The 18,734-nt window shown below is 72.0% G+C and carries 13 protein-coding genes and 1 pseudogene; 7 read left to right on the top strand and 7 right to left on the bottom strand.

What is annotated here, in order from left to right; translation table 11 throughout:
* Nucleotides 1–86 precede the first annotated feature (86 nt).
* Nucleotides 87–806: an alpha/beta fold hydrolase gene (locus ABT324_RS18935; protein ID WP_351178917.1), complete on the top strand. Its 720-nt coding sequence runs from the start codon at nucleotides 87–89 to the stop codon at nucleotides 804–806.
* Here ABT324_RS18935 and ABT324_RS18930 read toward each other — a convergent pair.
* On the bottom strand, nucleotides 803–3,031 hold the full coding sequence (locus tag ABT324_RS18930; RefSeq protein WP_351178793.1) for an ATP-binding cassette domain-containing protein: 2,229 nt from the start codon (nucleotides 3,029–3,031) through the stop codon (nucleotides 803–805). The two genes, ABT324_RS18935 and ABT324_RS18930, sit on opposite strands and share 4 nt — an antisense overlap.
* A 60-nt stretch (nucleotides 3,032–3,091) precedes the next feature.
* On the opposite strand from ABT324_RS18930, the gene ABT324_RS18925 reads away from it, so the two are divergent.
* Together ABT324_RS18925 and ABT324_RS18920 are read left to right on the top strand one after the other, a co-directional pair.
* Nucleotides 3,092–4,048, top strand: a complete 957-nt coding sequence (locus tag ABT324_RS18925; protein ID WP_351178790.1) for a helix-turn-helix transcriptional regulator — start codon at nucleotides 3,092–3,094, stop codon at nucleotides 4,046–4,048.
* Nucleotides 4,049–4,105: 57 nt separating this feature from the next.
* Nucleotides 4,106–4,330, top strand: coding sequence for a helix-turn-helix domain-containing protein (locus ABT324_RS18920; RefSeq protein ID WP_351178787.1), 225 nt, complete (start codon nucleotides 4,106–4,108; stop codon nucleotides 4,328–4,330).
* 57 nt (nucleotides 4,331–4,387) lie between these two features.
* Here ABT324_RS18920 and ABT324_RS18915 read toward each other — a convergent pair whose 3' ends face one another.
* On the bottom strand, nucleotides 4,388–4,720 hold the full coding sequence (locus ABT324_RS18915; RefSeq protein WP_351178784.1) for a putative quinol monooxygenase: 333 nt from the start codon (nucleotides 4,718–4,720) through the stop codon (nucleotides 4,388–4,390).
* 170 nt (nucleotides 4,721–4,890) lie between these two features.
* Here ABT324_RS18915 and ABT324_RS18910 point away from each other — a divergent pair, with 170 nt between their 5' ends.
* Nucleotides 4,891–5,433, top strand: a complete 543-nt coding sequence (locus tag ABT324_RS18910) for a GNAT family N-acetyltransferase (protein WP_351178781.1) — start codon at nucleotides 4,891–4,893, stop codon at nucleotides 5,431–5,433.
* Between the two features lie 370 nt (nucleotides 5,434–5,803).
* Entirely contained in the window at nucleotides 5,804–6,862 is a 1,059-nt protein-coding gene (locus ABT324_RS18905) for a polyprenyl synthetase family protein (protein WP_351178778.1), read from the top strand.
* A gap of 148 nt (nucleotides 6,863–7,010) precedes the next feature.
* On the opposite strand, the gene ABT324_RS18900 is transcribed toward ABT324_RS18905, so the two are convergent.
* Complete coding sequence (locus ABT324_RS18900; RefSeq protein WP_351178775.1) at nucleotides 7,011–7,676, bottom strand: nitroreductase; 666 nt, start codon at nucleotides 7,674–7,676, stop codon at nucleotides 7,011–7,013.
* 108 nt (nucleotides 7,677–7,784) lie between these two features.
* Between ABT324_RS18900 and ABT324_RS18895 the strand changes: the two genes are divergently transcribed.
* Nucleotides 7,785–8,363 (top strand): TetR/AcrR family transcriptional regulator, encoded by a 579-nt coding sequence (locus tag ABT324_RS18895; protein ID WP_351178914.1) that lies wholly within the window; start codon nucleotides 7,785–7,787, stop codon nucleotides 8,361–8,363.
* 754 nt (nucleotides 8,364–9,117) lie between these two features.
* Here ABT324_RS18895 and ABT324_RS18890 read toward each other — a convergent pair.
* Both ABT324_RS18890 and ABT324_RS18885 read right to left on the bottom strand, forming a co-directional pair.
* A complete protein-coding gene (locus ABT324_RS18890; protein ID WP_351178772.1) occupies nucleotides 9,118–10,236 on the bottom strand; it encodes an ROK family transcriptional regulator in 1,119 nt (372 codons plus the stop codon).
* Between the two features lie 102 nt (nucleotides 10,237–10,338).
* Nucleotides 10,339–13,020, bottom strand: coding sequence for a sugar-binding protein (locus ABT324_RS18885; protein WP_351178769.1), 2,682 nt, complete (start codon nucleotides 13,018–13,020; stop codon nucleotides 10,339–10,341).
* 423 nt (nucleotides 13,021–13,443) lie between these two features.
* Here ABT324_RS18885 and ABT324_RS18880 point away from each other — a divergent pair.
* Nucleotides 13,444–13,728 (top strand): annotated as a pseudogene (locus ABT324_RS18880) (class I SAM-dependent methyltransferase); the annotation flags it as partial.
* A gap of 134 nt (nucleotides 13,729–13,862) precedes the next feature.
* Here ABT324_RS18880 and ABT324_RS18875 read toward each other — a convergent pair.
* The gene (locus ABT324_RS18875; protein ID WP_351178766.1) at nucleotides 13,863–16,652 is read right to left on the bottom strand and encodes a tetratricopeptide repeat protein; all 2,790 of its coding nucleotides are present in this window, start codon (nucleotides 16,650–16,652) and stop codon (nucleotides 13,863–13,865) included.
* A 36-nt stretch (nucleotides 16,653–16,688) separates the two neighbouring features.
* The gene (locus ABT324_RS18870; RefSeq protein WP_351178763.1) at nucleotides 16,689–18,551 is read right to left on the bottom strand and encodes an HSP90 family protein; all 1,863 of its coding nucleotides are present in this window, start codon (nucleotides 18,549–18,551) and stop codon (nucleotides 16,689–16,691) included.
* Nucleotides 18,552–18,734 lie beyond the last annotated feature (183 nt).

Raw genomic sequence — 18,734 nt, 5'->3', positions numbered from 1 at the left:
AGCACGATGGCAGAGCACCCGGTGGTCGAACTCGGCGACGGCGACATCCACGTCCTGGTGGACGGCGAACCGGACGCACCCGCGTCCTGCTCATCCACGGGTCCGGCGCGTCCGCCCGCTCGTGGGATCCGCTGGTCCCGCTGCTGGCCGACACCCACCGCGTCATCCGGGTCGACCTGCTCGGGCACGGCCGCTCGGCCAAACCGGCCGAGGACGTCTACCAGACCCCGGAGCGGGGACGGCGGGTCGGCGAGGTGCTGGACCGGCTCGGCGTCGCACGCGCCGTCGTCGTCGGCCACTCCAGCGGCGGCGTCGTCGCCACCGCCCTGGCCGAGCGCCGACCGGACCTGGTGGTCGCGCTCGCGCTGATCAACACCGGCCCCGGCCTGGACGCCCTCACCGCCCAGGACTTCGCCATCGACTCCGCGCAGTGGCCGGAGCTGACCGACGAGCAGATCCGCGAGCTCATGCGCCCCGCGTTCAGCCGCGCGGGATTCGAGATCCCGCAGCAGCTGGTGGCGGACGTGCGGGCCATGACCTTCCACACCTTCGCCGCGACGATGCGCGCGAACCACCACTACTTGGAGCGGCAGCCCCTCCCCGCACGCCTCGCCCCGCTGGGCACACCGTTGCTGGTGCTCTTCGGTGCGGACGACCGGCGTTGGCGCTCCTCCTCCGCCGAGGACTACCGCGCCGTGCCGGGCGCGCAGATCGAGCTGCTGCCCGGCCTCGGACACTCGCCGATGCTCGAAGATCCACAACGCACCGCCGCGTCGCTGCTCTCCTTCACCGGCGGTGGCGCTTAGCCACGCAGCGCACGCGCGGTTGCTGATCCACCGCAGGTCACCAGTTGCTGCGGCGTGCCCTCGAAGAGGACGCGCCCGCCGCGGCGGCCCGGCCCCGGCCCGAGGTCGACCACCCAGTCCGCGTGGCGGACCACCTCGAGGTTGTGCTCGATCACCAGCACCGTGCTGCCCCGCTCGACCAGCCGGTCCAGGACCCGGAGCAGGACCTCGACGTCGGACAGGTGCAGGCCGGTGGTCGGTTCGTCGAGCACGTAGCAGGAGCCGGTGGTGGCGTTGGAGAGCTCCTTGGCGATCTTCAGGCGCTGGCACTCGCCACCGGAGAGGTCGGTCAGCGGCTGACCGAGGCGCAGGTAGCCCAACCCGACCTCCACCAGGTGGCCCAGCGCCCGACCGATCGCCGGTTCGGGCAGGCGGTGCACGGCGTCGGCGATAGTCAGCTCGTCGACCTCGGCAATGGTGAGCCCGTCCACGGTGTGCGCGAGGGCTGCCGCGGTGAAGCGGCGACCGGCGCAGGCCTCGCACACCGTCTCCTGCCCCTCCATGAACGCCAGGTCGGTGTGGACCACCCCGACGCCCTGGCAGGCCGGGCAGGCGCCTTCGGAGTTGGCGCTGAACAGCTTCGGGCTCACCCCGTTGCGCCGGGCGAACAGCTTCCGGACCGCGGGGGCGATGCCGCAGTAGGTCAGCGGCGAGGAGCGGCGGTTGGTGCTCACCGGGCGCTGGTCGACGACGGTGGCCGGGTGCTGCGCGACGAATTCCGCGGCCAGGCTGGACTTCCCGGACCCGGCGACGCCGGTCAGCACCGTCAGCACCCCGGTCGGCACGTCCACGGTCACTGCCCGCAGGTTGTTCCGGGTGGCGTTGTCGATGCGCAGCTTGCCCGCCGGCGCTCGCGGGGTTCTCGGTCGGGACGTGGCACGCAGCCCGCGCCCGGTCGGTGTGTCCGCGTCCGCCAGCTCGTGGAAGGCGCCTTGGAACACGATCTGCCCGCCCGCCCCGCCCGCGCCGGGGCCGAGTTCGACGACCCGGTCCGCAGCGCGCATCACGTCCGGGTCGTGCTCCACGACCAGCAGCGTGTTCCCCTTGTCCCGCAACGACTTCAGCAGTCCTACCAGGGGTTGCACGTCGTGCGGGTGCAGGCCGACGGTGGGTTCGTCGAACACGTACAGCATCTCGACCAGGCTGCTGCCCAGGTGCCGGACCGCCTTGATGCGCTGCGACTCGCCGCCGGAGAGCGTGGTCGTCGGCCGCGCCAGCGACAGGTAGCCGAGTCCGATCCGGGTCAGCGCGCGGAGCTTGTCCGACAGCGCCGCCACCACCGGCGCGACGCGCGGATCCCGTACCTCGGCGACGACCTCGGCCAGCTCAGCGATCTCCAGCCGGCTCATCTCGCCGATGGTGCGTCCGAGCACGCGGGCGGTGCGGGCCGCTTCGCGCAACCGCTCACCACCGCAGTCCGGGCAGCGCGCCGAGCGGGTGAACCGGCGCACCACCGCCTGCTTCTGTTCGGAGAGGGTGTCGGAGGTGTGCAGGTAGATGCGTTCGAAGCGGTCGACCACACCTTCGTAGTCCTTCGGCACCCGCCGCGGCAGCCGCTGCGCCGCCTCGCGGTGCAGCAGCGCTTCCCGTTCGGTTTCCGGCCAGTCTCGCAACGGGGTGGCCGGGTCGAAGACGCCGATCTCGGCGTACTGCCGGTACCAGTACTGGCCGTTGCCGAAGCCGGGCAGCACGATCGCCCCCTGCTCCAGCGACTTGTCCAGGTCCAGGAACCGCTCGACGGCGGTCGTCAGCGCCTCCCCCAACCCCGCGCAGGTCGGGCACATCCCAGCCGGGTCGTTGAAGGAGAAGTGGTTGCTCTCGCCGACGTGCGGTTGGCCGACCCGCGAGAACAGCAGCCGCAGGTAGGTGAACGCGTCGGTGGTGGTGCCGACCGTCGAGCGGGCGTTGCCGCCCAACCGCTTCTGGTCGACCAGCACCACCGGTGACAGCCCGGCCAGCTCATCGGCCTCGGGGCGGCTCCACCGCGGCAGGCGGTTGCGCACGAACGGCGGGTAGTTCTCGTTCACCTGGGACCCGGCTTCGGCCGCGATCGTGTCGAACACCAGCGAGGACTTGCCGGACCCGGACACCCCGGCGAACACCACCAGCTCGCCGCGCGGCAGGTCGAGGTCGACGGCCTTCAGGTTGTGCGTGCGCGCGCCCCGGATGCGGATCGTTGAGCTCATACGGCGACCGTAGGAGCAGTTGTGGCCGGTTCCTGACCGCAACTGGGGGATGATGGGGGCATGAGCGATGTGACCCGGCGGCTGCTCGAACTGCTCGGCCACCTGCAGACCGGGCGCCGCTTCAGCGGTCCGGAGCTGGCCGCGCGGCTGGAGGCCAGTCCCCGCACGGTGCGGCGCGACGTCGAGCGGCTGCGCGACTACGGCTACCCGGTGCGGACCCAGCCGGGGCCCGGTGGCTTCTACCAGCTGTCGGCCGGTCAGGCCCTGCCGCCGATGGTGTTCGACGACGAGGAGGCGGTCGCGACCGTGGTCGGCCTCGGCGTGCTGGCCGCCAGCGCGCCACCGGACGCCGGGGGCATCGGCTCGGCGGCCGACCGCGCGTTCGGCAAGATCGACCAGTTCCTGCCGAAGCGGCTGCGCTCCCGTGCCACTGCCGTGCGCGCCACGCTCGAAGCCGCCACGCAGACCGCACCGCCGGTCAACGCCGAAGCGCTCGCCACGTTGGCCGCCGCCGCGGCCCGGCACGAGCACGCCACCTTCAGCTACACCACGCGCGACGGCACCACGTCCGCGCGCCGCGTCGAGCCCTACCGCCAGGTGCACCTCCACCTGCGCTGGTACCTGCTGGCCTGGGACCGCGACCGGGCGGACTGGCGCACCTTCCGGCTCGACCGGATCAGCGATATCACCGTCCCCGGCACCCGGTTCGCACCACGCCCGCTACCGGCCGAATCCGCCGCCGAGTACCTGCGGGAGAAGCTCGCCGAGCCACGCCATCGGGCGGTGCTCCTGGTAGAAGCGCCAGCCTCCCGCGTCGCGGACGCGCTGAAGTTCACCGACTGCGCCATCGAGCCGCTGGCCGAGGACCGCTGCCAGGTCACCACCTTCGTCGACTCCGTCGAGTGGCTGGTGCTCAACCTGGCGTTCCTGGACGCGGACTTCGCCATCGAGGAACCCGAGGAGTTCCGCGACCGGTGCCGCGAACTGGCCACCCGCCTCGGCCGCGCTGCGGGGTGACCCGGCGCAGCCCGGCCAGACCACCACGGTCATCACCATCGCGACGAGGACGTTGACGTGCCCGAGCTGCCCCGGGAAGGGCGCGGTCGTAGTCGCCACCGCGTACACCGCGCTCCCAGCGACCGCGACGGGGACGCTGAGCGGGTTGGCCATCGCCTGCTCTCCGCCGGGCGGGCGGTCACCCGGGTCGCGGCCGAGCTCGCCTACGACACCCCCGCGGCGTTCTCCACCATGTTCCGCAAGCAGACCGGGACGGCACCGAGCGCCTTCCAGCCCCGGTGACGCTCCCCTGTGGACGCCCCACGCGGGCGGGCCCCCACCGTGGAGGCCCGCTCACGCTCAGCTGCCCTCCGGCACCGCCATCTCGCCGAGCTGCGACCAGTCGTCTTGGTCGAGCGTGGTGTTGATGACCCGCGGGGTTTCCACGAGGTGCGGCGGCAGCTCCTGCTGCGCGGCCTTGAAGTGCGCCGAGCCGACGTGCGCGGCACCGGCTTCGCCGTCGCGGAAGGCCTCCACCAGTACGTACTCGGTCGGGTCCTCGACGCTGCGGGACCAGTCGAACCACAGGCACCCGGCCTCGCCGCGGGTGGCCTCGGTGAACGCGCGGGTGATCTCGGGCCACCGGTCCGCGTGCTCGGGCTTGACGCGGAACTTCGCGGTGATGAAGATCATCTGCTTCCTCCTCTGCTACTGCCTGTCGGGCCCGTTCTACCCCGCCCCGCACCACCCCGCGCGCGGGCGGGGGGCGAGTTGCGATCCCGATCACGAGCCGGCGCGCTGGCGCCCGGTCCACAGGAGACGGGTGGCGTCGTGCGCACTCGTGGACGAGGATCGAGTGCGTCATGAGCGAAGCCGATGTTCAGCTGGTTCCGATGGGGTTGGCGCACCTTGCCGGGGTGCTCGAGCTCGGGCGCGAGGTCTTCGACGTGTCCGCGATGCCCTACACCTCGTGGTCGCTGTCCAGCGTGGCCGTGCACCTGGACGCCCAGCCCGACGCGTGCTGGGTCGCCGAGGCCGCCGGGCGGGTGGTCGGGTTCGTGCTCGGATCCCTGTCCTACGACGAGCGGGCCGACTGGGGCTACGTGGAGTGGCTCGCAGTCGCTCCCGACCACCAGGGCAAGGGGCTGGCCAGGACCCTGCTGGAGGAGTCCTGCGCGGCGCTGTTCGCCGCGGGCGCGACGCGGATCATCACCGACGTCGAGCAGAGCAACACCGCGTCCGCCCAGCTCATGCAGCGCAGCGGCTTCACCGGCAGCGTGACCGTCACCCTGTTCGTCCGCCACGCGCCCACCGAGGGGGCTCGGCAGTCGCGGTCGCGAGCACGTGCCACCGATCCGGCCAAGGCCCGGCTGCACGCGGCTGCGCGCAAGACCGAACGCGGCTGAATGATTTCGGGCGTTCAGCGCGCCTTCCCGAAATGGGGGTCCGCGACACCGCTCGGCAGCGAATTCGCGATTTCCGAACAGAACCGGAGTGAACGCGAGAAAATGCGGGAATTGTTGAATTCGACCTCCGCGCCCACTCGGCGAAACGGGTGACGGGTACCGCTGCGGTGGTCACCCTTTCATCTGTATCTACGCGTACGACTGGCCCATAGACTCTGGCATCGATCTAGATCGCAGCCAGCACCGCCGCCTGCACCAGCGGAGCATTCCCAGCACCTGGTCCCGCCACCGCGGTGCCACCTCCGAGGAACCACGACGGCACGAGGTGCGCAGGCGGCCCACACACCAATCACAGCCGTAAGGGGCGGACATGGGCATGGTGGATCTCGACGAGATCCGCGGCGAGGTCGACTCGGCACTGGCGGGGTTCTTCGACCCCGCGACGCTCGCCGGTGGGATCGAACCGCATTCCGACGACATGATCGAGGTGATCGAGAGGTTCGTGCTGACCGGCGGCAAGCGCATCCGCCCCGTCCTGTGCGTCCTCGGCTGGCTCGCCGCCGACCCGGAACCCCGCTGCCGGGCGCCGCTGATCGACCTGGCCGCCGGGTTGGAGATGTTCCATGCGGCCATGCTGATCCACGACGACGTCATGGACCGCTCCGCCACCCGGCGCGGCAGGCCGACCGTGCACCGCGTTATGGCCGACCTGCGCGCCGGGTCCTCGCAGGACGGCGAGTGGTACGGGACGTGCGCGGCGATCGTGCTCGGCGACCTCGCGCTGGCCTGGGCCGACAAGCTGACCTGCCGACGGCTCACCGCCGACCAGCTCGGCCGGGTGCTGCCGCAGATCGCGCAGATGCGGCACGAGGTCACCGTCGGCCAGTACCTGGACCTGCAGTCCGCGGGCGGCCGGTCGGCCGACGCGGACCTGGCAGAGATGATCATCCGCTACAAGACCGCCTACTACACCGTGTACCGGCCGCTGTCGATCGGCGCGGCCGCGGGCAACGCCACCCGCGAGGTGACCCGGGTGCTGCACCACTACGGCATGCCGGTGGGCAAGGCGTTCCAGCTCCGCGACGACCTGCTGGGCGTCCTCGGCGACCCGCTGATCACCGGCAAACCCGTGACCGACGACGCCAGGGAGGGCAAGCACACCACGGTCATCACGCACGCGCTCGCCGCCGCCAGCCCACCGCAGGCGATGAAGCTCTCGCAGCTGTGGGGCAAACCCGACATCACCGAGGGCGAAGTGGAGACCGTGCGGGAGATCCTGGTCGCCACCGGGACCGTCCGGGCGGTGGAGAACCTCATCGCCGACCACCACCGTGCCGCGCTCACCGCGCTCGACACCCCGCACCTGCCCACCGAGGTGGCCGACGCGCTGCGCACCCTCGCCGACCGCGCAGTGGACCGCGACCGATGACCTGGTGGGGCCCGGAGATCGCGGCGGTGCCGGGCGGCCTGGTCACCTCCTCGAGCGACCAGCCGGACTTCGACCTGGTCGGGGCACTGTTGGCCTCGCACTGATCCCGGTTCGGTGCCGGTGCAGTCCGGCACCGAACCGGGCTCGGTCAGGCGTGGAAGCGCGTGGTCTCGGCCAGCTCCGCTCGTCCGACGTCGATCTGGTTGACGGGTGCGGTGTCCTGCGCGTAGCCGAAGGAGACGCCGAAGAGCACCTTGCCGTCGCTGATCCCGAGGCAGTCCCGCACCACGTCGCCGTAGAACCCGAGCATCCCCTGGGGGCAGCTGGCCACCCCGTAGGCCGTCATCGCCAGCAGCAGCGTTTGGCCGTACATACCCACGTCTGCGGTCATCCTCTGGTCCGCGTTGGACGGCGCGAGGAGGAGGGCGACGTGCGGTGCACCGTAGAAGCGCAGGCTCTCGGCCTGGAAAGCGTCTCGTGCTTGGCGATCACCGCGGCCGATGTCCAGGGCGCCGTACATCGCGGCACCGAAGGCCGCCCGGCGCCGCTGGTGGACCTCGTTGTACAGGTCGTCCTCGTACGGGAAGTCCACGGACAGCCGCTGTTCCGCGTGCGCAGCGAGCAGCGCGTCGCTCAGCCGGTCACGTGCGGCGCCGCTGACCACCTCGACCCTCCAAGGTTGCGTGTTGGAGTTCGACGGCGACGCGCCCGCCAGGGAGAAGATCGCGCGCAGGGTTTCCTCCGGCACCGCGTCCGGGCGGAACGCGCGGACCGCGCGTCGGCCGCGGATCAGTGCTTCGGCGTATTCGGGCATGGACGTCACTTCGAGCCACTCCACCTCAAGTACACGGTCACGTTTACATAGAGGACGCTAGCACGCCGGAACGCCTTAAGTACACGGCCCTGTACACTTAGCGGTGTGATGGACCAGACCCCGCAGCGCCGAAAGGGACGAGGTGGGCGCGAGCGCATCCTCGCCGCCGCCGCAACCCTCTTCGAGACCCAGGGCATCACGGCGACCAGCATGGAACAGGTGGCCGCCGCCGCGCCGGTCTCCAAGCGCACCCTGTACGCGCACTTCCCGACCAAGGACGATTTGGTGGTCGGCCACCTGCGGGACCTGGTCGAAACCGGTCGAACACTGGAAGGTGCGCTCAGCCGGGATGACCTCACGCCGGAGGAACGCGTCCTCGCGCTGTTCGACCCACCCGAAGACGACCCGATCCGCGGCTGCCCCTTCATCGACGCGGCAGCCGAGTTCCCCGATCCGACGAGCCCGGCCCACGAGTTCGCGGCCGAGCAGAAGCGCCGCCTCGTCCGGCTCCTCACCGAGCTGACGGCCGCCATCGGAGTCGCCAACCCACTGGCGTTGGCCGAACAACTGGCCGTGCTCGTGGACGGTGCCGCAAGCCGCTCGATGGCGCTCAACGACGCGAGCTGCGTCGAGCACGCCAAGGCCGCAGCGCAAGCCCTGCTCGCCGCCGCAGCGCCAGGCCGGTGAGGTTCGGTGGATCCTGCGCACGACACGCCCATTCGAAGCCAAATTTCTTCGACCCGGTCGAGCGGTGAAGCTGGCTTTCGAGATCGGCATGGTGGAGTGCATGGATGCGCTGGCGATGGTTTCGCGGTCGGACTTGGGCGATGACAGTCCACAGTTCTGCCTCTTCGTGCTCCTACGGGAGAACTGATTGCCGTCATCCAGGAGACCGAGGCGGCGATGCGGGCCGCGATGGCGACCCAACTGCGCGCCATCGCCGAAGCTGAGGATCGAGGACTCCCCACCGCGCAGGGCGCCCGGAGGACCGCGACCTGGCTGCAGGCGATGCTCAACCGCGCCGGAAGTGAGGCCAAGACAGGCCGGAACCATGCTCGCCGGGTACGCCCGCGACCCCGCCCCGCACCAGCTCGTGCGGCTCGCGGAACGGGTCCGCTACTACTTCGACCAGGACGGCGCGTTCCACGAAGAGGAGACCCAGCACAGGATCCGCGAACCGCACTACGGCACCACCGAGACTGTCCACATTGGATGTCGACTGGCTGCTCGCGCTGGGTGCGGGCACAGCGCCGGGCGCGGGCCGGGGTCGAGCGGCCCGATCCGCGCCCGCTGGCTGGACCGCGTCGAGCACCTGGTACTGATCACCCTGGTCCCCACCGCCGCCGTAATGCTGGACCTCTGCAACACCATCCGCGACGCCGTCGCACAGCCGGGCACGGACCGACACGCCCCGCCTCGACCACCCACGTGGGGGACGAACTCACTGCCGTATCGCCCCGGAGTCGATCACCAGGTCCCGGATCCGCTCCAGCGCGCCTTGGGTGACCGCGCTGTCCCCCAGCTCGGCAAAGCGGACCTCCGGGCACACCGGCACCCGGCGGCCGAGCTCGGCGCGGAGGCGCACCAACCCGGACTCGCCCAGCTCGGTGGCCGCCCCACCGACCAGCACCAGCGCGGGGTCCACGGCCAGCGACAACGCCACGACCAGGTGCCCCCACGCCGAGACCACCTCGTCCAGCCTGCCGCGTTCGGCCAACGCCCGCACCGGCTCGGCACCGAGCTCGTCGACCAGCCCGCCCAGCCCGTAGCGCTGCTCCACCGTCACCTCACGGTCCGGTCCGCGCAGCGGCAGCAGGCCGATCTCCCCGCTGGCGCCGTGCGCTCCCGGCAGCACCCGCCCGCCGAGCATGATGCCGGCGCCGATGAACCGTCCGATGTAGAGCAGCACGACGTCGTCGGCGCCGCGGGCCGCACCGTGCATCCGCTCGCCGGTGAGCATCAGGTTCACGTCGTTGTCCACCAGCACGCAGTCGCCGAACCGGCGAGCGAGGACCTCGCCGAGCGGTTCCGGCGCGGTCCACCCGAGGTCAGGAGCGGTGCCGACCACTCCCGTGCGCGGCTCCACCACCCCCGGCACCGCGGCGGCCACGCCGCACACGTCGTCGGCGGTCAAGCCGTTGACCCGGCACAGCTCGTCCAGCTCCGCCACCAGCCAGTCCGGCCCCATCCGGTCGCCGCGGTAGTCCGCGCTGCGGTGGGTCACCACGGTTCCGGTGAGGTCGGCCAGTGACAGCTCGGCGCGACCACGGGCCAGCCGAGCCAGCAGCACCCACCTGCTGCGGGACCGGATCGCCAGCAGCACCGGGCGGCGACCGCCGGAGGAGCCCGCCGACCCGATCTCGGCCACCACCTCGTCGGCCAGCAGGTCGCGGACCAGCCGGGTGATCACCGGCTGGCTGATGCCGGTCAGCTCGGCCAGGTCGGTCCGCGACAGCGGTCGCTCGCGCAGCTGGCGGAGCACCGCGGCGCGACCGTCCCGCCGTCCGCGCGGGGCCCTGCCCGCTTCGCTGCGCCGGTGCTCGGCGGTCGCTCTGATCACGGCATCCTCGACTTTCTTTCTGTCGGGATGAAAGTCTAGCAACCGCTGCCACCCGGGCCAAGGCGTCGGGCGGCCCGGTGACCGGACCGCCCGACGTCGGCGTCAGCCCTCGACCTGCGCGGTGCGGGCGAGTGCCGCCCCGTCCGCGTCGTAGGACATCAGCACGCGGTCCGCGTTCCCGACCGGCAGGCGCAGGACCGCCTCGCCCGGGGTGAGCTCGCGGCTGACCCGGCCGGTGACCTGCTCGCCGTCCCAGCCGAACAACCGGACCGCGCCGGGCACCGTCGAGACCACCCGGACCTCCGCGGTCCCGGCGTCCACCCTCTGCACCGAGCGGATCCGCACCGCGTCCGCGGGCAGTTCGCGCCCGCCGGACAGCGGCACGCCATCAGCACTGGCCTGCAGGATGCTCAGCGGCGAGTCCACGCTCCTGGCCGCGGTGTCCGGCAGCACCGGCTCCCGGGGCCCGACGGCCGACGGCTGCAGGCCCGGCAGCTCGGCCAGCCCCCAGCGGTAGGGGTCGCCGCGGACCCCGGTCCAGGTCGACCAGCCCACCCGGGTCTGGGTGGTCTTGTCCTGGGTGTCCGAGTCGTAGATCAGCACGTTGAGGCCCATGTGCTGCGGGTCGACCGCGTCCGGCAGCACGTCGAACGGGATCTTCGCCTCGATCGTGTAGCCGGTGTAGGGCTCGGAGAGCTTGGCGGCCACCTGCATGCCCGGCGCGGTCTCCGCCCCCGGGCCCTGGTGGTTGTCCGCGTCCCGCTCGAAGCACGGCGGGTTGCCCGCGGTCGGGTCCGCGGTGACCGGGAAGATCCCCGTCTTGAACGCGGTCGCGGTGTTCTCCGAGGTGCCCTTCGGGTCGAGGGTGATCTCCACCGAGTCCGTGCGGCGGTGCCGCTTGCAGTCCTGCGGGTCGACCACCGAGCCCAGCACGTCGTCGGTCACGTGCACCACCACGTGCAGCGCGTCGTCGGTGAAGCCGACCTTCGCGGTGCCGGAGACGTCGCCCGGCTCGGCCGGGGTGCCCTCCCACAGCGAGGACAGGTCCAGCTCCGGGCCGGTGTACTCGCCGTCTGCCTCCACGCCGTCCACGACCGGCGCGGTCGCGGCCTTCGGCACCACCGTCACCGGGACCAGTTCCAGCGCCGCCGGTTCGGTGCCGGTGCCGCTGGCCGAGGTGGTCTCGACGCTGATCGGGTAGTCACCGTCGTCGGGTGCCCGGTTGGAGGTCGGCAGGGTCGGGTCGGTGTTGGTCACCTCGAAGGTCACCGCCCCGGTCGCGCCGGGTGCGAGGCCGGTGTAGGGCTTCTCCGGGGCGTCGGCGCGGAAGCCGTCGGGCAGGTTCAACCGGACCAGCCCGCTCTCCGGCTCGGTGCCGTGGTTGACCAGGTCCACCCGCACCGAGCGGGCCTTGCCGCTGCCCAGGGTCAGCACCGGCTTGATCAGGTTGTCCAGCTGCGCAGCGCCGATCTCCCCGGCCCAGTCGCGGAACTGGCCGACCTGCGGCAGCGGCTCGATGGTCCCCCGCACCGCCGGGACCACCCGCACCACGCGCGAGGACACACCGGTCGCACCATCCGCGGTGTCCAACCGGGCGGCCAGCCGGAACCGCGTGTTCGGCGCGGTGTCGGCCGGCGGTGTCACGGTGAACCGCGCGGCCTTGTGGTCGCCGGGCGCGACGGTGCCGACGCTGCCGGCCCCGGTGACCTGCCAGCCCTCCGGCGCGGTCAACCGCACCTGGCTCTGCGGCAGGGCGCGATCAGCGGCCCCGACCCGCACCGACACCTCGAACGCGGCACCAGGCGTGACGTCGAAGCGCTCGGACTCGACGGCGAGCTCGGTGCCCACCGGCAGGCCCCCGGATCCCGGGAGCGCGGCACCGTCCAGCGGCGCGGTGGGCCCGGCCGCTTCCGGACCGTGCGGGGCGCGGCTGTCGATCTCGGTGAACCAGTCGCAGGCGATCTCCGCGGGGTCGGTCGGGGCGGGTGGGTTGCTGGCCCAGCCCTGCGTCCGGTACTCCCACTCCGCTTCGCGCTCCACAGCGGCCCAGGTCTTGCCGTCGTTGGCCGGGGAGGTGCGCCCGGCCCACACGCCGAGCACCCGGTCGGTGGGTTCGGTGGGGCGGTAGCCGGTGGTTTCGCAGTCCGGCCCGGTCTCGGCCGAACCCTGGGCGCCCGACCGGAGGAGCCGTCCGGGGCTCCACGGCTCGAAGCCCTCCTGGACCTGCTCCGGGAACACCGACGGGTCCCCGGCCCCGAGGTAGGCCGCCACGGCCAGCCGCGCCGCCTGCTGGTGGTTGCCGTGGTTGCCCGGGGTCGGTGACGGGTTCATCGTGACGATCACCTTGGGCTTGGTCGCCCGGACGATCCGCACGACCCGCGACAGGGTGTCCTGCTCGTCCCAGACCTGCGCGGTCAGCGGCGCGCTGACGGTGTAGTAGAAGTCGAGCTTGTCCAGGTTGTAGATGTGCTCGACGCCAGCCTTGCCGACCGCGCGGCGCTCCTCGCCCTCCCGGATCAGGCCCAGCGGCGGGCCTTCCTCCAGCCCGACCGCGTTGCCGCCACCCTCTCCCCTGGTCGTCGTGATGACACCGGCCTTGAGGTGGTGCTGCTCGCTCCACTGCCCCAGCGTGGACAGCGTGCTGGCCTCGTCGTCGGGGTGCGCGCCGATGAACAGCACGTCGAGCTCGACCGGGTCGAGTGGGGGTGGTGCCGCGGCCGCGGCCGGTACCACCCCCAACGAGAGCACCGCGACCGCAGCGGCGATCGCCGTGGATGTGCGCATTCTTCCTCCACAACAACGGGGTGGCGAAAAGGAACTCGACCGCCGGAAAATATCGGCGGAAACCGAAACAAAGTCCCCCGGGAAAGCCCCCGAACTGCGGTTCTTCACGCGCACCGGGGGCACCGTCACCACTTCCTCGTGAATCTTGAGCGGAGGAATAGTAGGGAACGGGAAAACGAGAAGTCAACTGCCCCAGCGGGATTGCCGACCTAACCACAGTGGACGATCATCCGAGCACCCGCCACGCGATTTGTCACCGGATCAGATCTCCGATCCGTTCCGAAGTGGTTTTCTTCGTGATACGCTTTGCGCAAGCGTGGTTACCGCCGTCGCGGTGAACAGTGGCCATCCCAGCCAGACAGCTCTCAGGTCGGCGGCCGCTCGCGCGGCACACCTCTTCGTCGACTACGCGCCTGAGGCCCCTTGACCCAGGCTCCCCTCGGGGACCGCGCCGAAGAGCCGCTCGGCCACCACCCGGTCCTGTCCAGCACGCGCACGACGGCGGTCACCCGCAGCGGCTGCACCGAGGACCGGCTGGTCGAGCTGGACGTCCTCCGCGCGGGGTTAACCTCGTTCGCCTACCGGTCAGGCCTCACCGACCGGGCCCGGGTGTGCGAAGTGGACGAATCGGCGCCGCAGCGCTGGAAACGGGCGGTGCTGACCGGGACGGGGACAGCGGTGCCGTCGTCGGCCTCCTTCGTCCCGTTCGACTTCGAGGCGGAGCCCGCCCGGGGCACTCACGATGTACCTCACTGGGACGCACCAGCAGTCGGCAGCCCGCGGCGGACCAGTCCGCTGCGGACCGGGGTGCCCCGCAGCAGTGGCGGGACACCCCAGGTCGATCAGTCGGTGACCGCGGCGCGGACCTCGGCGGCCTCGACCGCGCGCCCGAGCTTCTCCAGTACCTCGCCGAACTCCAGCGACACCCCGGTGTGCGCCTGGCCGCCCTCCGGCAGCCGCTGCAGCGACGCCCGGTACATGCCGACCGACTCGTCCGACCGGCCCAGGTCGTTCAGCACCCGCGCAGCCAGCAGCTCCGCCATCGCCGCCGACCCCTCGTCGCCGACCGCGGCGTAGCCGTCGGCGGCGGTCAGCGCGAGCGGGATCGCTTCCTCGCCGCGCTCCATGGACGCCAGCGCCCGCGCCTTGGTGTCGGTGGTGTCCGCGACGAACCAGTCCTGCCCGGCTTCCTGCCCCGCCTCGATCGCCGCATCGAGGTCGACCAGCCCCAACTCGTCCCCGAACTTGATCTTGCTCTGGCCGAGCTGGTGCAGCCCCCGCGCGACCAGCTCGAGGTGCGCGTGCTCGCGGGCCAGCCGGAGTGCCTCCTGGTAGCTGTCGACGGCGTTGGGGTCGTCCACCGAAACCAGCAGGTCGCCGAGCGCCAGGTGGGCCCGGACCGCCAGCTCCACCAGCGTGTCCTCCCCCGCCTCCGCCGCGAAGTGCGCCACCTCGGCGAAGATCCCGTACGCGGTGCCCAGTTCCTGGGCGTGGCGCGCGGCCAGGCCCAGCCAGTACCGCGCCTCCAGGGCAGCGGCGCCCCCGCCCTCGCTGCCGGCGAAGCCCGCGGCCGCCGCGTCCAGCGACTCCATCGCCAGGTCGGGCTCCCCGGACTGCAGCAGGAACCGACCCAGCCAGTAGCGGTTGGAGTTGAGGTCGTCGGTGTCGCCGAGCTCGGCGTGCCGCACCGCGACCTGCGCGCGGTGCACCGCCTCGTCGGGGCGGCCGAGGTCGTCGAACAGGTGCGCCGCGAGCATCGCCGCGCTCGACGCCCAGGACCGGGCACCGATCGTGGTGTGCAGGTCCAGCAGCTCGTCGGCCAGGCGGACCCCGGTCTCGAAGTCGCCCATGCCACCGGCCAGCCGGGCCCGCGTCTCCAGCGCCTTGACCCGGATGCGCCGTTCGAGGTCGGAGGCGAGCAGCGCGTCGAGGGTTTCCGCCGCGGCTTCCGCCTCACCGACGCCCGCCAGCACCGAACCCAGCACCAGGCGCACGGTCGGCAGCTGCTCCAGCTGCGCGGACTCCGCGATCGCGGCCGCTTCCCGCACCAGGTCGAGGTCGGTGGCCGGGTCGTTGCCGGAGTCCGGGAGCACGACGAGCGCGATCAGCGCCTTGACCCGCACCTCCGGCTCCAGGTCGGTGCGTTCCAGCGCGGCGCGCAGCCCGGCTGCCTCATCAGCGTTGAACGGCCCGTACAGCAGCAGGCCGAGCTCGTCCTCCTGGTCGGCCTGCCGCACCTGGCCCAGTGCGCGCAGCGCTTCAGCCCGGGCCTTGATGGCCGCCAGCGCGCCGTCCCGGTCCTCCCGGCCTCGGCAGATCGCCAGCACGGTGTTGTGGTACCGGGGCAGCAGCTCCGGTTCCGGCAGTTCTTCCAGCAGCTGCGCCGCCGCGTCGTAGTCGTCCTTGAGCAGGGCGGTCTCCTCGGCGAGCTCCAGACGCTCGGCCGGGGTCGCCGGTGCGGTGGGCTCGGCGAGTTCGGCGGACACGAACATCCGGGTCTCGATCGGCAGGTCGTGGCGCTCGTCGGCCAGCGCGCGGGCGCGCTGGATCTCGGTGGCGTAGTGCTCGTTGCCGTTGCGGGCGTCGAAGGCCTCGGCGATCTCGCCCGCGACCCGCCACGACTCGGCGGCCAGTTCCGCGACGGTGCGCAGGCGGGGTTCGAGGCCGAAGACCGCTGCCACGTCGGGCATGTCGCTGCCCCGCACCTCGACCTCGCCGTGGCCGCTGCGGGTCACCGCGTCCAGCAGCACGCCGTAGGACACCAGCGCGTGGAACCGCTTGTGCACGTCCAGCGGGTCCTTGGGCAGCTCACCGATGTGCCGCTCCAGCAGCGACAGCCCGCGCTCGGTGTTGCCGGTGACGGCGAGAAAGACCAGGTGGGTGGCCATGATGCCGAACCCGTCGGCGTTGGCCGCCGCCGCGCGGTAGCTGCGGAAGTGGTGCGCCTTGGCCTCCTCGAAGCGGCCCGCGCGCAGCAGCGGCAGCAGGGCGTTGCCCTGGGCGCGCTCCGGTTCCGACCCGCACTGCACCTGGTTCTCGATGATCTCGTCGAACAGCTCCAGCGCCGTCGCCTCGTCACCGCGGGCCCGGTGGAAGTCGGCGTCGTCGCTGCGGACGCAGGCCTCGCAGTGGCTGTAGTCGTCGCGCGGCAGCTGCTCGCGGGCGGCCCGGAACTCGGCTGCCTCCGCGAAGCGGCCCGCCGCGGTGGCGTTGGCCATCTTCGCCTGCCAGACGCCGGAGAGCCCAACCCCGGCCGCGCGGTAGCGGCGCTCCATGTCGTCGAGGACCTGGTCGACCTGGCCCTGCGGGAACGCCGGGTTCAACGCGACCGCCTCGGCCATCCACTTGTAGTACCAGAGCAGGTCGTTGTTCTCGACCTCGAGCGGGAACCGCGCCGGGTCCGCGTCGTGCCTGCCCAGGCACCAGGAGAACGCGGTGAACATGGTGTCGCTGTCGCCGGTCATCGACGCGCTGGCGATCTGCCGCATCCGCGCCTTGTAGAGCAGGTCGTCCTCACCTGACTCCTGCGCGAGCCGGACGGCGTCGGCGACCATCGCCGATTCCTCCGGCCCGTAGGCCATCATGTCGCTGTCGTCGAGCAGGCGCTCGATCTCGGTCGCGGTGTCAGACACGTGGGTCCCCTCTTCTTCGCAGATCTCGGGTCGCGCTCAGCCGGTGATGCCGACGCTGAGCTGGATCAGGTCGCTCATGGCGGTGGTCATCACCATCCGGTCGGCGCGGGTCAGCGGCCGGTGGCCGGCCAGCAGGGCCTGGATGTAGACCAGCCGGACGCTGCGGTCGAAGACCAGCTGGTCGTCCAGGGCGGCCAGTTGGCGGATCATCGGGTTCTGCCAGTTCAGGCAGAGCTGGGCCGTGGTGCTGCGGGGCTTGTGGCCGGGCCTGCCCGCGGTGAGGGACTCGATGCCGCCCAGCACGTCGGCCCACACCGCCGGTGCCGAGTCGCGCACCTCGGTGCGCTCGATCCGGCGAATCGCGGCGGCGTCGGCGACGTGCAGCGCGGTCACGTCCTCCGGCCGGAACGACCGCACCAGCGCGTCGCAGCCGAGTTCGGCCAGCACCGCGGCCGCCCGGCGCTCCAGCGCGGTCGTGCTGGGGCGGTCGTCCATCGGCGGCGGGGCGAGCTCGTCCAGGACGGAGCTGGCCTGGACCTGCTCCGCGGTGACGCCCTCGACCAGCAGCGGCAGCCGCCGCAGCAGGTCCGACTCGTAGGTGTAGCCGCCGTTGATCACCGGCTGGTCGGGCGGGACCACCGCCGCGATCTGCCGGAACTCGTCGACGGTCTCCACGTAGCGGACGTGCCGGGACTGGTCCAGGTAGTCGCGGACGGTCATCCGGCCCGCCGAGGTCTCCACGGTCAACCACGGCAGCACCGCCGCGGCCAGGTCGTCGTCGTGCACCGCCATCGACTTCAGGCCCAGGTGGTGCACCGCGACGAACCGCTCGAAGCGGGCTGGTCGGGTGGTGGCCTGCTGGACGATCCAGCGCCGCAGCGCCCTGCCGATCTCCTCCCGGGTGTACTCCAGGGCCTCGTCGGCGACCAGCTGCTCGCGCGAGGCCGTCGGCCGCAGCCCATCGGTGTTGAGGACGCAGCGCACGAAGTAGGCCCACTCCGGCAGCAGGTCGGAGAGGTCTTCGCCGAGCAGCATCCGGCCGAGGTGGAGCCGCCCGCTGCGCCGGGAGCCGGGCGGCGGCGCGAACGGCAGCACGTAGGCCACCCCGCGCGTCCCGGTGGCCGGGACCGACAGCTCGATCGTCTCCAGTGGACGGTTCCCGAGCAGGTCCGCGCCGAGCTCCTCCAGCGCCTCGGTCGCCGAGCGCTCGTCGGCGGGGCGGTCCTGCGGCAGGAACACCGCCGGTTCGTTGACCCCCTCCCAGGTGCCGTCCGCGCGCCGCACCTGGACCTGCACCGGCAGGTACCGGCCGAAGCGGCGGGCCAGCGACAGCACCTCCTCCACCGAGAGCAGGACCGCGTCGTCGGGCCGCGGCACCAGCCGCACCTCGGTGCCGACCGCCACCTCGGCCGCCTCGGGCAGCTCCCGGACCGAGAAGGTCCCGTCCGCCGAACCGGTCCACTCCACCGGCGGGTGGCCGTGCACCGAGCGGCTCCGGACCACGATCTGGTCGGACACCATGAAGCAGCTCAGCAGGCCGATGCCGAACTGGCCCAGGAAGTCCTCGTCGCGCAGGTTCAGCACGTCGTCGCGCTTGGAGCTCCTGCCCACGGTGGCCAGCAGCTCGCCCGCCTCGGCGGCGCTCAACCCCTGCCCGGTGTCGCGGAAGACGAACTCCCCCGGCGCTCCCGGGAGCGTCCCGACCGGGCAGATCTCGATGCGCCCCCGCTCGTCCTGCCCGTCGGCCCTGGCGCGCGCGGCGATCGCGTCGCGCCCGTTCTGCAGCAGCTCCCGCAAGTAGACGTGCGCACCGGAGTAGATGTGCCGGCTCAGCAGATCAACAACGCCACCAAGGTCCACCTGGAACGGGCGCACAAGCGAGCCCCCGGTGCTTTCCATCAGAATTCTCCCCCTCCGCACGACCTCACCACCGAGCATACTGGACACCACTGGCCACCCCCGGATTCCCAGCTGCTCGCAACTATCGGCACCACGACGCCATCTCAGCTGGTCAACCGCTCTCCGCCGGTCTGCGGAGGTGATCGGAACCGCGCCCGCGGACGATTCCCGGGGCGGTAACGA

The sequence above is a fragment of the Saccharopolyspora sp. NPDC000359 genome (assembly GCF_040300525.1).
In the GTDB taxonomy this organism is placed as follows: Bacteria; Actinomycetota; Actinomycetes; order Mycobacteriales; family Pseudonocardiaceae; genus Saccharopolyspora.
Note: the sequence above shows the minus strand (reverse complement) of the source record. Positions and strands in the feature narration are given on the sequence as shown.